This is a genomic window from Clostridium sp. SHJSY1 (genome assembly GCF_031626875.1).
Taxonomy (GTDB): Bacteria; Bacillota; Clostridia; order Clostridiales; family Clostridiaceae; genus Clostridium.
In genome coordinates this window covers 1-14,175 of the sequence record NZ_JANDMF010000036.1, presented here as the reverse complement: position 1 = coordinate 14,175, position 14,175 = coordinate 1, and the positions used below count along the sequence as shown (strand labels likewise).

The 14,175-nt window shown below is 26.4% G+C and carries 15 protein-coding genes and 1 pseudogene; 3 read left to right on the top strand and 13 right to left on the bottom strand.

All coding sequences use genetic code 11. The features are described 5' to 3' along the window. Positions 1-205: 205 nt before the first annotated feature. From NNC19_RS15765 to NNC19_RS15710, 12 genes and pseudogenes are all read right to left on the bottom strand, one after another. Complete coding sequence (locus tag NNC19_RS15765) at positions 206-1,486, bottom strand: FRG domain-containing protein (protein ID WP_310939627.1); 1,281 nt, start codon at positions 1,484-1,486, stop codon at positions 206-208. 140 nt (positions 1,487-1,626) lie between these two features. Continuing rightward, on the bottom strand, positions 1,627-1,878 hold the full coding sequence (locus tag NNC19_RS15760; RefSeq protein ID WP_310939626.1) for a hypothetical protein: 252 nt from the start codon (positions 1,876-1,878) through the stop codon (positions 1,627-1,629). A gap of 234 nt (positions 1,879-2,112) precedes the next feature. Then, a complete protein-coding gene (locus NNC19_RS15755; RefSeq protein ID WP_310939625.1) occupies positions 2,113-2,484 on the bottom strand; it encodes a hypothetical protein in 372 nt (123 codons plus the stop codon). Positions 2,485-2,497: 13 nt separating this feature from the next. Further along, positions 2,498-2,875 carry a hypothetical protein gene (locus NNC19_RS15750; protein WP_310939624.1) on the bottom strand — a complete coding sequence of 126 codons (378 nt, stop codon included), beginning with the start codon at positions 2,873-2,875 and terminating at the stop codon, positions 2,498-2,500. Between the two features lie 18 nt (positions 2,876-2,893). Next, positions 2,894-4,507 (bottom strand): CdiA family toxin C-terminal domain-containing protein, encoded by a 1,614-nt coding sequence (locus NNC19_RS15745; RefSeq protein ID WP_310939623.1) that lies wholly within the window; start codon positions 4,505-4,507, stop codon positions 2,894-2,896. 42 nt (positions 4,508-4,549) lie between these two features. Continuing rightward, positions 4,550-4,765: a hypothetical protein gene (locus tag NNC19_RS15740; protein ID WP_310939622.1), complete on the bottom strand. Its 216-nt coding sequence runs from the start codon at positions 4,763-4,765 to the stop codon at positions 4,550-4,552. 11 nt (positions 4,766-4,776) lie between these two features. Further along, entirely contained in the window at positions 4,777-5,067 is a 291-nt protein-coding gene (locus NNC19_RS15735) for a hypothetical protein (protein ID WP_310939621.1), read from the bottom strand. A 1,299-nt stretch (positions 5,068-6,366) separates the two neighbouring features. Further along, on the bottom strand, positions 6,367-6,840 hold the full coding sequence (locus NNC19_RS15730) for a DUF3888 domain-containing protein (RefSeq protein WP_310939664.1): 474 nt from the start codon (positions 6,838-6,840) through the stop codon (positions 6,367-6,369). Between the two features lie 72 nt (positions 6,841-6,912). Further along, a pseudogene (locus tag NNC19_RS15725) lies at positions 6,913-7,056 on the bottom strand (IS1595 family transposase); the annotation flags it as partial. Between the two features lie 64 nt (positions 7,057-7,120). Beyond that, positions 7,121-7,327, bottom strand: a complete 207-nt coding sequence (locus NNC19_RS15720; protein WP_310939620.1) for a hypothetical protein — start codon at positions 7,325-7,327, stop codon at positions 7,121-7,123. 611 nt (positions 7,328-7,938) lie between these two features. After that, on the bottom strand, positions 7,939-8,868 hold the full coding sequence (locus tag NNC19_RS15715; RefSeq protein WP_310939619.1) for a hypothetical protein: 930 nt from the start codon (positions 8,866-8,868) through the stop codon (positions 7,939-7,941). Next, the gene (locus NNC19_RS15710; protein ID WP_310939618.1) at positions 8,859-10,679 is read right to left on the bottom strand and encodes a DEAD/DEAH box helicase; all 1,821 of its coding nucleotides are present in this window, start codon (positions 10,677-10,679) and stop codon (positions 8,859-8,861) included. Before NNC19_RS15710 ends, NNC19_RS15715 begins: the two co-directional genes overlap by 10 nt. Before the next feature lie 400 nt (positions 10,680-11,079). Here NNC19_RS15710 and NNC19_RS15705 point away from each other — a divergent pair, with 400 nt between their 5' ends. The 3 genes from NNC19_RS15705 to NNC19_RS15695 all read left to right on the top strand — a co-directional run bounded on the left by NNC19_RS15705 (position 11,080) and on the right by NNC19_RS15695 (position 12,792). Beyond that, entirely contained in the window at positions 11,080-11,370 is a 291-nt protein-coding gene (locus NNC19_RS15705; RefSeq protein WP_310939617.1) for a stage V sporulation protein S, read from the top strand. Between the two features lie 287 nt (positions 11,371-11,657). Then, positions 11,658-12,071: a replication initiation protein gene (locus NNC19_RS15700; RefSeq protein ID WP_310939616.1), complete on the top strand. Its 414-nt coding sequence runs from the start codon at positions 11,658-11,660 to the stop codon at positions 12,069-12,071. A 253-nt stretch (positions 12,072-12,324) separates the two neighbouring features. Further along, a complete protein-coding gene (locus tag NNC19_RS15695) occupies positions 12,325-12,792 on the top strand; it encodes a DUF3990 domain-containing protein (RefSeq protein ID WP_310939615.1) in 468 nt (155 codons plus the stop codon). Between the two features lie 106 nt (positions 12,793-12,898). Here the strand turns inward: NNC19_RS15695 and NNC19_RS15690 are convergent, their stop codons facing one another. Further along, positions 12,899-13,894, bottom strand: coding sequence for a ParB N-terminal domain-containing protein (locus NNC19_RS15690; RefSeq protein WP_310939614.1), 996 nt, complete (start codon positions 13,892-13,894; stop codon positions 12,899-12,901). Positions 13,895-14,175 lie beyond the last annotated feature (281 nt).

The window sequence follows — 14,175 nt, the reverse complement described above, 5'->3', positions numbered from 1 at the left end:
ATTATTTAAAAAATTGTACTAATTTCATAATGTTATTGTTCATAGAAATAATGCCATCATTAGATAATCCTCTGTTCCCATGGCTATATCTTTACTGTTTTAGATTCTATTATAATTTATATGCAATAGAACTAACATTGTTCTTGCTATACTTATATCCATCTTTTTTGAACAATACTCATATTTTAAGTAATTTTGTTCATTATTAACATGAGTACTTATTTTTTATATGATCTGCAATTCTATCAAAATCATAAAAAATAAATTTTTCATTATAACCTAATACATTTAAATCTTGTAATATTTTCTTTTTGTTAACTATTTCCACAGTAATATCTTTGTAAATTTTTTGTAATACTAAATTACTACTATACCCAAGAAAAGTATCAGATTTAACATATCCTTGATAAATAAATAAACCATGCTGATTCTTAATTCTTTCAAATTTAGTAATAGGATTATAAGTAAATATAGGCAAAAAATCAATCCAATCAGCATTTAATTCTCCTATTTTTATTAAATTCAATACTATTGGTAAAATCTCTACATATATGGTAGTTAACATAGATATAATATTTATATTTTTAGGCAATTCAATCGAAAATAACTTGTTAACTTTCCCAACTATATCAAGTTGAGCATTAAATTCATTTATTATTTCTTTTATATCTTCAAAATCATTTGTATCTTCAATTATTTTCTTTGGTGAAATATTTGGTTTTCTTTTATTTACATATTTAGTAAAATAATCATAAATTTCAGACATTAATGTAATTTCATCTTTGGTTTTTACTAATTCTGCAATTAAATGTTTACTTTTATTTTTTTCTTCTCCATTTAATATCTTTTTATATCTAGATCTCTTTTTATATAAATGATTTGAATAAATATCTAATAACTCATACATTAATTTTTCAAATAAATAATTATTATTTGAAAATAAATTTAAAAACATTTTTATGTTACGATTTTTAGTAATACTATCTTTATCCATGAATAAATCAAAAATATCCATATCCATTTCATTCTCTTCATATAATCTATTTGATATATCTAATGTATTTTTCTTTTCAATCATATGAATATACCCTATATCACTATTCGCGTCATCAGAACAAGCAAAATATAGTGCTACTAAAGGTGATGTTGATATATCAATTAAATTAGTTGGTATTCCATGATGTTGTGAAAAAGCTGTAAAACTTTTTCTATCTAAATCAGAAATTCTTGAACCAATTTCTTGATAAAAAGTTCTAACCATTGTTTTAAATGATATTTCCTTATTATTATCAATATTTATATTAATATTTCTTAAACCAGAAGCAATTATGTTTTCATATTTGCCCCCTTCTCCTCTAAAATAAAATCTCTCACCATGTACCTCACTTAAAAAATTTATAAAAGAAGCTAAATTTTTTATCTTATATGTTTTTTTGCCATTCTCCTTTGATACGTATTTTGTATCTATTTCTCCTATAATCCCCATTATATTTTCTCCCACCTATTTATACTATTTCAAATCATTTCTTACTGTTTATCAGCTATGGTAAAATTAGTAGTCTATAAAACCTCTTATCTTAAATAAACTTATAAGAAAGAAGGCTATTTAATTCACATTTTATTTTATTATGTTAATCTCTTTAGCCATAAGTAAGAATTTTTAAAAATTGTTATATAAAACATCCATAAAGCTCCATGCCAAAAATCCTTTATACTATTCCCACACTCAAATTCTATATCATTATTAATAGCTTCAAAATCAACTTTTTTACTTCTACACCAGTCTATTTTAACATAAAGTGTATGTTTGCCTTCTGAAACCTCAAATGACTTTTTTTCATTTGAATATATACTACCAATATATTTTGAATCTAACATAATTTTATAATTTCTAAATTTATCATATTTTACAATATTCCTGCATATTGTTAACTTCAATTTTCCTTCTCGCTTTCTATTAATATGTAGTTATACTAATATAAACCATTTTACCTCTCAATTCAAAATTTTTCAAATAATATTATGCTAATTCGATAGTTAACATTCCCCTTCTTTTCAATAAAAACATAAAGTCAACTTTATAATTTAAAGCTGACTCTATATCTATCTACTCTATTTAATTACCTTAAATGGTGGGTGTCCAGTTTCTTGATTTTGTAATACACTTGGAGTTCTAAATCTTTGGCTAGATTTTAATTCAATTATATATTCATCATCTTTTTGTTCTTTCAATTCAACTGTAACCCAAAGTGGATAGCGTGAATCTGGGGCAGAAAATATATTTACAACTCCATCATAATCAAAAAATCTACCCATTAAATTCTTCTCGCTTGTTATCCAAAGTCGCATATAATCATCTTTAGAATTATGATTTTTACCTTCTTCTGTTATTGGCGTAATTGTGAATTTTATATTATCATCTTCATTAAGCCCTAATTCAATAATACTTTTTATTAAATTAGCTTTAAAATCTTTTTCTAGCATATAATTATATTTCTTAATAATTTTCTAATATTAAGTTCCTTGCATTTCCTAATTCTTTTAAAATTGCTTCTTTATCTGAATCAATAAATAGAGAAATTTTTTCCTTTATTCCATACTCTATCAAATAAAAAAACTCTTTATATTTTAAATATGATACTTCTTCTTGATAACCCGGAAATTCCATGCTTAATACAACTTCATCTTCCTCACATCTTTCTGGATCACCATTATCAAATGTATTGTAGGTAGCTATCATACAAACTGAATCAAATACAACATCTTCTTTTGTCAAAATTACCTCTATACATTTCATTATTCTTGTTTTACTGATACAAATTCCTCTAATAAAATTTTTATTCCATTCTTCATTCATAATTCTTTTTTTATCCATAAATACTCTCCTTATATATTAATTAAAGCTTGTAACAGGGAAAAAATTAGTAACTTCACCATTTCTAAAATATCCCATGAATTTCATTCCATTTGAAGCCTCTCCTAAAATTAAGTAACCATGCATATATCCATTTTTCATTGCTTCTTTCCCCCACTCATACATTTCTTCATCTGTATAACTTGTAGGATTATACGTTGTTTTTGGATCTTTTATAAATTTGTATTCGTCTAAAAAACCATCTTTTCCATCACCTTTAGGGATTCTATATTCTATACTCTTTATTCCCGGAAAATTTTTATCAGTAATAATATTATTAGGATCCACCATATTTTTAATATCTTTACCCGTTGATTTTAATTTTTTATAGAATTCAACTTCATTATGAGTACCAATAACTCCTTTCTTCCCACTAATTGGAACAGGTTCAGCAATTAAATGCGTTTTCGCATTAGCAGAAATTTCATAGTTAATTGTACTCATAGGTGTTCCTTGTTTCCACTTATTTATGGCTATCTGATATGCAGCCTCATATTCTGCAAATTTTTTATAATCTGAAGCTTCTCTAGCCATCCTACTTTCAGTTATATTATTAAGAACTCTATTTCTTATTGTAGGCCCTTCAGTAGCACTTGCTGTTATTGATTTGAATTTCAACTTATTTGCAAAAAAAGGAACTCCATAATGACCAACTACATGTGCTGCCCCTTTTTCTTCATATTCATCAGACACTTGTTGGCTCATATCTTCTACTGCTCCAAATGGGTTATTAAATACTGACCTTATCTTCTTATTGTCCTCGTGAAAAATGGATTCAGTATAATCAAACATACTTGGAGTATCTCCAGTTACCTTTGAAATTAAATAACCTGTACCACCCATTACATATTGAAAAATTCCTTCACCCAAATTAAGTAGATCTTCTCCAAAATTTACTACACCTGCTCCTAAATTATATATATCCTTGCCCAGATTCTTTGTTCTATCCCAAACATTTGATTTCTCAATATACAATTTATTGGCTTCTTCCGCATAATCATTATCTCTTTCCTCATAAGCCACCACATATTTATTGAATTGGTATTCTATATCCTCTTGACCTTCTTCAAACCAATTCCCATATTGCTTAATTATATCCCATATATCTTCAATTTTCCTATAGTTATTTTCCTCCTTTAGTTTATCTTCAGCAGTTATAGATGGATTTGCACTGGTTGTATAGTAGGCTGATGAGTAATTGAAATATAGTCTTGTTTGTCCAGATGATACTAAATCTTTTAAAGCACTTATAGATAGAAACATAGTTTTCATATTACAATAAATATCTAACCTATCTACTCTTACCTCTGCTCCATAATTAATCGGATGTATTATGCTTGTCATATCATTATAAAATCCATCAAATAATCTATATAATGTATCTAACTCTACCTTACAAGACTCTATTTCATTCTGTAACTCCTTATGCTTGTCTACCAATGCCGTTACAGCCTCTCCACTATTTTCATTTTCTAATCTACCATTTATTCTATTTAAAGCCTCCTGCATAGTTTCAAGGGCTTTTCTATATGTATATATTTTCTCTGTAATCTCCAATATAACAGAGAAATTTATCTTTAGATCAAGTTTCAAAGACTTCCCTCCTTTATTTCTTGAACTTTATATCCCTGTCATTTATTCAAAATTACTATGGTTCATTATATCTTCAATCAATCTATTACAATTCCCAATAAGTTTATTTACGATATGCTCAAATTCATCTCTAACTTGATTATTTTCAAAGTCCATGTCCTTTAAGCTCTGTAATATATTTTTCTTTTGCTTTTCTATATCTTCAATATATCCATTAACTAAACTTTGTGAATATTCTTTAGTATATCTTTCTGCCATAACTATTACCTCTACTTAATATTTAAGCCTTTGCTTAATTCTTCATCTTTCTTCCTAAAGTCCTTAACAAGCTTTTCAACATCATCAGAATATTGCTGTATCTTCTTTAAAAGTTCTGGAGCTTTTGTATCTGTCATAACTTCTAATGTATCTCTAATTTTATTTATAAAGTCAGAGTTTTGCCATTTTAATCTACTAGCACTATCTGTCATAAAATCAGCAGAGTATGGTTTAAAGGATTCAATAGCACTATTTAATGTTACAACATCTTTTTCTAGTTCATCAATTTGTACTTTAATCATTAACAAGACCTCCTTCCCCTAATTTGCTTAACAAAACTTAATAAAAAATAAAAAAGACACACCTCTAAATTAGATTTATAAATACATTCATGCTAAATGATTTAATATTTATAAACCTCATAAAAGAAGTATGTCTTATATTGAAATTCACTATTATTCTTTATAGCCTCATTAAGCACTTAAACTATATATTTTTTTGTTTTTAACTATATCGTTTGCTTAATGATTTAGGTTCCCACACCCACTTACATTTTACCTTATATCTTCTCTTGTTGTAAATGTATATTTCTTTGTTTCATTCGCTGCTAACTATCTATAACAACATCTAACTTAAAAAGTCATCATAACTTCACTATAAGCATTTTATAGAGAAAAAAAATGATAACTTCTATCGTTAACGAATAAAGGCTAATGCCAAACAATTTATATTTATTTAATGGTATATCCTTTTATGTTTTTATGAATAGTCACAAAAACACCAAATCACTAATAAATAAAACTGCTTATACTCTTTTGTTGTTTTATTACTATGCTCTTATATTTTTATTAGCTTTTACCTTTATACTTATATGTTCATTTGTGTTTTTAGTAATTTTTAATTTTAATCAGATACACTATTAGATTGTAAATAACAAACCCTTCAGCCTACGACTTGCGAACTCTGCAACCCAATTTTGTTTAAGTAGACCAATTTGAATTAATTGGTTATTTTATAAATTTACCTAATTTAAAGTATTTTCATTCTTGCAAGTTATCACTAATTCTTCTTATAGTTATATACTAATAGAGGATTTAATGATAACTTAAAATATAGAACTCACATTGTTTTTTAAGTTCATAGTTTCTTCGTAGAAAAACTATTTACATTAGTCCATTAGTGTTACATATAAGTAATTAACTTATGATTTTATTGTTATTAGTAAAGTTTCCAAACAAATTTAAATAAAAAGAAAAAAGGAGCTTAATCACTCACTTTTTCTATTATGCCTACTTCAAGATTTGTCGCTAAAGTAAAGTCATCCTCCCCATAACCCATGAAATTGCCTAATATCATTAATATACTAAAAACTCAACACATGATTTAACAGAGCTAAATAAAAAATAGATATTCCCTCCAAAAATGACGCTCATATAAGTAATCTATTTATTTAGTAAATGTATTAAAACTTATAAATTGACTTTTATTAATTAAATAATAAGCTATGTTTAAGAATTTTGCTCATTATTTTAAATTTTTGATGGAAGTTATTTGAAAGTTCCATTAATGAATATGTATATTAACTTATACATTAAATATATTTAATATGCTTTTTTAATTATGTGTTGCCAGTTCCAAGGCAGGGGATAACTCTTAATGTGTTCAAATTTCTTAATCAAAACTGAACCAAATGCTCCAGTTTCTATTATCATTCTATCATCACCAACAATGTTAATTGGTCCTACAAACGGGTGTGCTATAACCTCTAATCTAATTAGATAGCCACTTCCCCCTTGCCTATCAACATTTACTATGTCAACGCTATATGGAAAAATTACTGGCAATTCGGTTAAATATTCTTTGTAATAGTTATTTATTTCTTTCTGCATATATGGAATAAGTAATGAAATAACCATATCTCTATATATAATTTCCTTTGAGTTCTCTGTTACTTCGTATTGCTCAATTTTAGGCTGTTGTTTTATGGCCAATTCATAGGCAGAACATGGGAATGTAAAGGTTGTTATAACTGTTAAAAGACTTATTACAAACACTATTTTTTTCAAAAGTACCACCTCCAGAGAGCATTCCATAAATAGTTTTTCCTATAAGTTGATTTATATTAAAGAAATGCAACCATTTAAATCAATAATATAATTTACATATTGTATATATTTCTTAATGCCTTTCTTGCTATTATATCTTGATGAACGTGTAAAGTCAGTGAATGTTTTTCTGCATGATTTACATATATATCTTTGCCTTCTGTTATACTTACCATTTCTATATACTTCATCTTTCTCTCAATTAGAAATAATTTATGCCTCTTTCATCTTATAATTAAATAGAAGACTGCTAATAAGCAGTCTCAACAGGTTGCTCATTAACAGTCTTTATAAGTTCTTCAATAGTATTAAACCCTTTATTAAAAGCATATGGTACTTTCGGAATATCTGCACTTTCAACAATAGATACAAACTCTAAATCATGCCTTACAATATACTTATTATTAACAAAAGCGTTTACTAGGTGGTTGTTTTTAATAATATAAAATTTCGTCATTGAAAATTCTCCTTACTTTTCAAAATTTAAATTTACAATATGAATATATCATCATGTTTATAGAAAATTCAAATAATACTACTATATTATTGTTTGTAAAAAAATACGAAACACCTAACTTTATATGTCTAAATAAACAGTACACTAATGGTTTTGACTTTACACTCAAAATCTTCAGTCTACGACTTACAAATTTACAATCCAACCTTTTATTTTAGTATACCATGGAAAATTAATTGGTTGTTATAAATACTTACTTAATTTAAAGTATGTTACTTGCCTAAAGGTATTTCCCCTATAACCATGGATAATTTATTAATTTTAAGACATCACTCAATTTAAAGGATTTTCATTATATCAAGTTATCACTAATTTTACATATAGTTTAAATATAATAGAGAATTTAATGATAACTTAAATACACTAATTTATATGGTTTCTTTTAAGTTTTCAGATTTTTCGTAGGAAAACTGTTTTTGGTTTAAGTTATTAGTGTTATATATAAGTATTAGTTATCTTCTTAAATAACTAATTATTAATATCTTCTATATTCATACTATTAGAAAAAGAAACAGGGGTTAATTAATTCCCCTGCTTCCCTGTTCTAAATTTTATATTATTCTATATTTGCACCTTAAAATCTTCTCTCTCTTTCCTGTATTAGGATTAAAACGTACTTCTCTATATGTTTTCTTAATAATAAAACCTTTCTCATTTAGAATTGATGTAATATTAGAAATGGTATTTCCCTTTTTGCCGGTCATAGCTCCTATTTTTATTTGGTATTGATGACTTTCAAAGTCTGGAATTTCATGCATTATATGATGTTGTAACCAGATGTAAACTTTAATACATCCATCTGAAACTTCATCCTTATGATCTATAAGCTTTTGTAGCTGTTTTATACTAACTCTTGTAAAGCCATCTTTTATAATAATATTGTCTTTTATGGAATAATAGATAATGCCCTTCTCCTCCTGTTTTCCAACTAATTCTTCATCTAAAAGTTGAATTATTCGTCTTTCTATTGTTCTTTCAGAAACCATAGCTACCTTTTCAATATCTTTCTTGGTACACCTAATTACATTATTCAGTTTGCAAAACATTAGTATTGCAATATATATCCTTAATGAACAATCATGTATAATAGCAAACTTGTTAATAAGCCCAACTGGTAACTTAACACATCCCTTGTCCGAATGATTAGAAAAATCAATAAATCCAAATTGCTTGTACAATTCTGCTGTATACTTTATTGGTTTATCATAAACTTTATTAATTATATCTAGCATGTATACTTCTTCATATGTCGGCACATTATATTTTTCCCAAGCCGACATAATTTGAAGTACCTTATTTAACGAATATCCCATGTTATTTAAAAAGAATGATATTAAAAACGATATAACCTGCTCTTTATTATCACTTTCTTTATATACCATCATTTTTTGAATTGGCTTTGGTATTGCATAAAAATTTATCATATTAAATTTTTGTATATAATCTTCTAGAACTATAAATTTTTCTGGTATTATTGGCATACATTTATACCTCCATGAAAATTATATAAACTTAAATTGCTCTCAACAATTTCAATAGAATTTCTTTCTATCTTTATGTTCTTCTTCTTAATAAAATCCAAAACTTCTGGATCAGTAAGTACTCTTGAAAAATTGGATGATTGTGTTATTCCTAGCTTTGCTTTTATATCTTGCTTTTTATATTTACCAACATTAAGTTCTGTTAATAATTTTATAAAATTACTAGCATGACAATTTTCTCTTCTACTATTAGTATCATATTCTTTCCTCTGTATTTCCTTTTTCTCAAATCTTGCAAAGAATATATCTTTTTTGCAATTCTTTAACTGCCCATTAACTTGATCTACTACCTCTTCATCTGCACATATAATAAACACCTCTGTATCTCGTGTAACATCCCTATCAACTCTCTTAATTGCTTGATATATCTCTCCTGCTATAAATGTCACTCTTATTCTCTCTAAATCTTTATCAATAAATTGTTTCATCATATTTTTTCTTGAGCTGCAATTAGTATTAATATTGATGTTATTGTCACTATAATAAAGATATTTCATAATGTATAAATGTTCTGGCAAATTATAAGTTATTGGTATTAAAACTTGGCTAAACTCTCTCCAATTATTTTTGCCAATTATGTTGCCAAAATGTTCAACCTTAACCTGTTTTTCTTTCCCACAATGTTCTAATTTTTGTTTCAAACTTTCCTCATATTGTTTTGATGTTATTACTAGCGTTTCTTTGCCATTACATGCTAAAGTTTCTATTAACCTTTCAATTTCTTCTTCATAATTGGAATAATTTTTAACAGCTGTTTTAGTTACATTATTATTAGCTACATTCACTGTCCATCTTGAATGATCAAAAATCTTGGCTTGATTTGAACATTTAAACAAATGTGAAGCCAGTTTATAACAATGATTAAAACCACCATTAGCGTCAAGAAGAATATTATTTTCCAACTTCCAATACTTGATTTTATTATTATATGTATAAATGTTATCCGCATTTATATAGCAAACAACGTTATAGAACTGTTCTATAAATTTGATTTCTCCTACAAAATCCTTCTTTGTCATATCAACAATATCACTCTTTTTGCATGTCAACATATTTTTTTGATATTGCCTTGCATGTTCGTCAGTTATATAGTGATCAATCAAATTTTTTAACATCCTAAATTTCTTTTTCATATTAGTATCATAATTCAAAAATTTAAATTTTCTTCCTTCTGCTCCATTTTCACTAACCCTTACTTCTTCTATTGCTTCTTTTATTGGACTAACACATTCATTATATATTTCTTTTAATTGTTTCTTATGCGAAATCATATTTTTAAAGGAATTGATTCTGAATATATCACTTTTACTAGTTATTAACATATCAATTTCTTCATCTAATACAAGAATAGATCTACCTTGCGTAAAAACTTGTCTTTCTTTTGAATTTATGCTTAATCTTTTATATTTTTCATGGGTAATTATTACCACTTGATAATCTTTTATTTTATCTATCATAGTTTTAAGAGTACCATGATTTACAGCAATTGCAATTTCCTTACCTGCTAGTTCATTTATTCTTTTACAAGCAGAATAACTATCCTCATTTTTATCTATAAACTTCATTACTAAAACGCTTTTTCTACTTGGATCTATCTTATAAAGATCAGCTAATGCTTCTTGTATTGCTATGCTCTTTCCTCCCCCTGCTTCCATGTCAATTACATTAAAATGATCTCTATTTTGACCATTAATAACTTGATTTTTTATATATGCTTTTTGCTCATTTATTTTTTCTTGCATTGTTTTCATAATATTCCCTCCCACTCTTTTAGTAAAATTAAAGGAAGTATTAATATCCACAAAACTCAAATTCTTGAATTGCATTTCAAAATGTTCTATACTTAAATTGTTAGTTTTAAGCAGTATAAAAGCTGTGAATATTTATATTTTAGGGACTATAAGATTCGCCAAAATCTTATGGTCCTTTTCCTTTTGTTTTACTTTGTAATTATTATATTAAATTAAATATCCTCAAGTCTATTTTCAGTACTGTGGTAAATTGCTCCATTTAGTAAATCTATATTTTTGTATAATTTACCTCTAAAATTTTCTGTGTTTTATCTCCTTAAAATATATTTGAAATTACCTTTAATCTTTGATTATAAAAGAATTGTAAGAAGAATTTTAAAATAGGAAGGAGAATTTTATCATGGTAATAAGCAACTTAAAACCAACATATGTTAGCATGGTTGGAACTAAAACTGATCCAATAAAACTAGCTACCAGTATCCAATTATCATTAATTAGTGGTAAAAACGTTGAACTTCTAGCAATGGGCAAAGGAGCAGTATACATTGCTAATAAAGCTGTTTGTATTACAGAAAATTTTGCAGAACAAAATGGCTTAAAACTAAACTGGAAACCAAGTTTTAAAACGATTAATGGTAAATATGATGGACAACCTAGATGTGCAATGTCATGGTTAGTTTGGACAAGCTAAAAACAATGGATGAAAAGCAGGGATAAAAATTTATCTCTGCTATTTTTATAATAAATCTATCTAGTACAAATCTATTTTTAGTCCAACTTAAATTTTCTAACTTTTAAATACTTCGGCATAAAGGGTATAAGTATATAAATTTCTTAACTTTTAAAAATGAAAATAATTAAGTACAATGTATCAACAGGTGTCAACTACAATCAATACATATCAAATGGTGTTAAACTTCATTTATGCTATAATAAATCTAACATTAAAGAATTTTTGTATTATTAATTGAAGGTGATATGATGAAATGTGTTTCTTTAGATGATCAGATAAAGAAATATTTGTTTAATAGTGAATTTAAATTGAGTTTAGAAGAAAGAAAAATAATTGTTGCATTGGCTAGTATGGTAACTGAAGCTGATGAAGATTCTAAAGAATATGTTTTTAGTGTAGATGAATTTACATCTCTTATTGGTATGAAAGACGAAAGGAAATACTCTGAATTATCAAAAGTAACTAAAGGTCTTATAGGTAAAGTTTTTGAAATAGAAGATGATGATACTTTAACTCAATTGTCTTGGATTAGTTCTGCAATGTACAAAACAGATGGCAAAGATGTTGAAGAAGTTATTTTAAGCTTTTCTCCACTATTAAAACCATATATGTTAAATATACATACTTTGTTTGAAAAATATAAGTTAGATTATATTTAATGTTAAATTGATAAACCTAATAATCTCTCGTTATATATTTACAACATATACATAGATTGTATAACAATGCCACCCACATCTTTAATCCAGATACATAAATATAAAGACTCGTTTTTTGAGTAGTACTATCTAGGTTTCTATGTAGCATTATTTTATGATAACTTTAATTTGAAGGTTTTTAATATTTCGATATAATTAGAATATACTCATATTGGAGTTTCAAATGATTAAATAATAAAGAGAGATATTATATATGATAGATTTAAAAAGTAAGATAATATATCAAGGTAGCTACATGGAAATTGAATTTCCAGAGATTCGTAAACATAGATTTACTAAAGATTTTTCATGGGGCTTCTATTGCACTGAAATTCAAGAACAAGCAGAAAAATGGTCTAGTAAATTTAATACCCCAATAGTTAGCGTTTATGAACTTAAAGATATTGAGTCTTTAAATATAAAGAAGTTTGATGATTACGCAGATGAGTGGTTAAAGTTCGTTGTGAACTGTCGTAGTGGTAGAACCCATAGATATGATGTAGTAATTGGTCCAATGGCTGATGATACAATATATGACTATATAGAAGCATACACACAAGGACAAATGAATAAACAGAAGTTTTTTGAGGAAATGAAGTTCAAATATCCTACTCATCAAATAAGTTTTCATACTATTAAAGCACTGGATCATATTAATTTTATTGAAAGCTATCAAGTTTAATATATAACAGCTAAAAACCTAGTTGCAGCTAGGTTCTTTTAATGCTCTCCCCATTTGATTATATTTTTTACCGTATATCTACTCCAAATCCTTATCATATAGTTCTCTATTTAGCAATTTGTTCATCTGTAATTAGCTCCTGCATTTGTATATTAAAATCAGAATTATTATAATCAGTTACAATAGCAGGTATGAATTCTATATCTAGTATTTTAGCTGCAAAATATCTTTGGATTCCCATTACCAAAGCATATTTATCCTCGGAAATCTTTTTAATAACAATAGGCTTATCTACTTTATCAGTTTCACTATATTCTTTTAATTTTCCATTGAAATTCATTTGATAACAATTTAGGTGTATTTCTTCTTGCAATATTATATTATTTGTTGGTATGTATCCAACCCTATCATTTAATTTTTCAAACCAAGACATATCTGTAAGCTTATTCTCAATTTCATGCATTTTTTTAGTCTCTTTTCTTGCATTTCTTTTAGATACACACCAAGGTAATTTAGATTTTGATTTATCTAATTTCATTTCTGGAACTTTAATAACTTCTGATGAATTAATTAAATCTGCTATATTTGAAAAATCTTTAATGGTGGTTTTATAAAATGTTTGTAGCTTCATGTTATTTATTTTAAGCATATTATAAGCCACTTTATCTACTATCTTATGAATATCATCTTCTTTTTGAGTAACCTTTGTAGATATGACATTTTCCTCACCAAAATGTTTAATAAGTAGCATAAGTTTGTACCATAACCTAGGACCTGTCTTTATCACTCTCCCCCTTGGACCATTAATCCAATCATTATTATTCCATTCTTTATACAGTTTCTCATTTATAAACTCAACAAGAAATATTAAATCACTTCTTACCTCTATTAAACAATCTTCTTGATTAATTGCATTATATTCTTTTATATATTCTAATCCATGAATGACGCTATTAATTTCAGCCTCTTCAGAGTTCTTACCTTTACCTGTTCTATATATCAGAGTCTTATCATAAATATTTGATTTATCATAAATTATTGCAGCATTAGCCTGTGTTTTATTTTTAAAAGAGCCATCTGTACATAAAACTATTTCCTTCATTTAATTAACCTCTTTCTTACAATGATTCTACTTTAATAATTACCAATACGTCATTTCATCATTATACTAATAAATTAAACAGAATTAAAGCATTGATACAAAACAACCAAAAATCTATTATATTATGACATGATACTGATTTCAAAAGTATTAATAATCATATCTATATTAATATTTAGAGCTGCACCAACTGCTGAAACAATATAAAAAAAGTGGCTATGCCACGCTCCCTTCGGGAAAATTATTTTGCAAGCTAAATTTAAAAGCATGGAATACTAAAA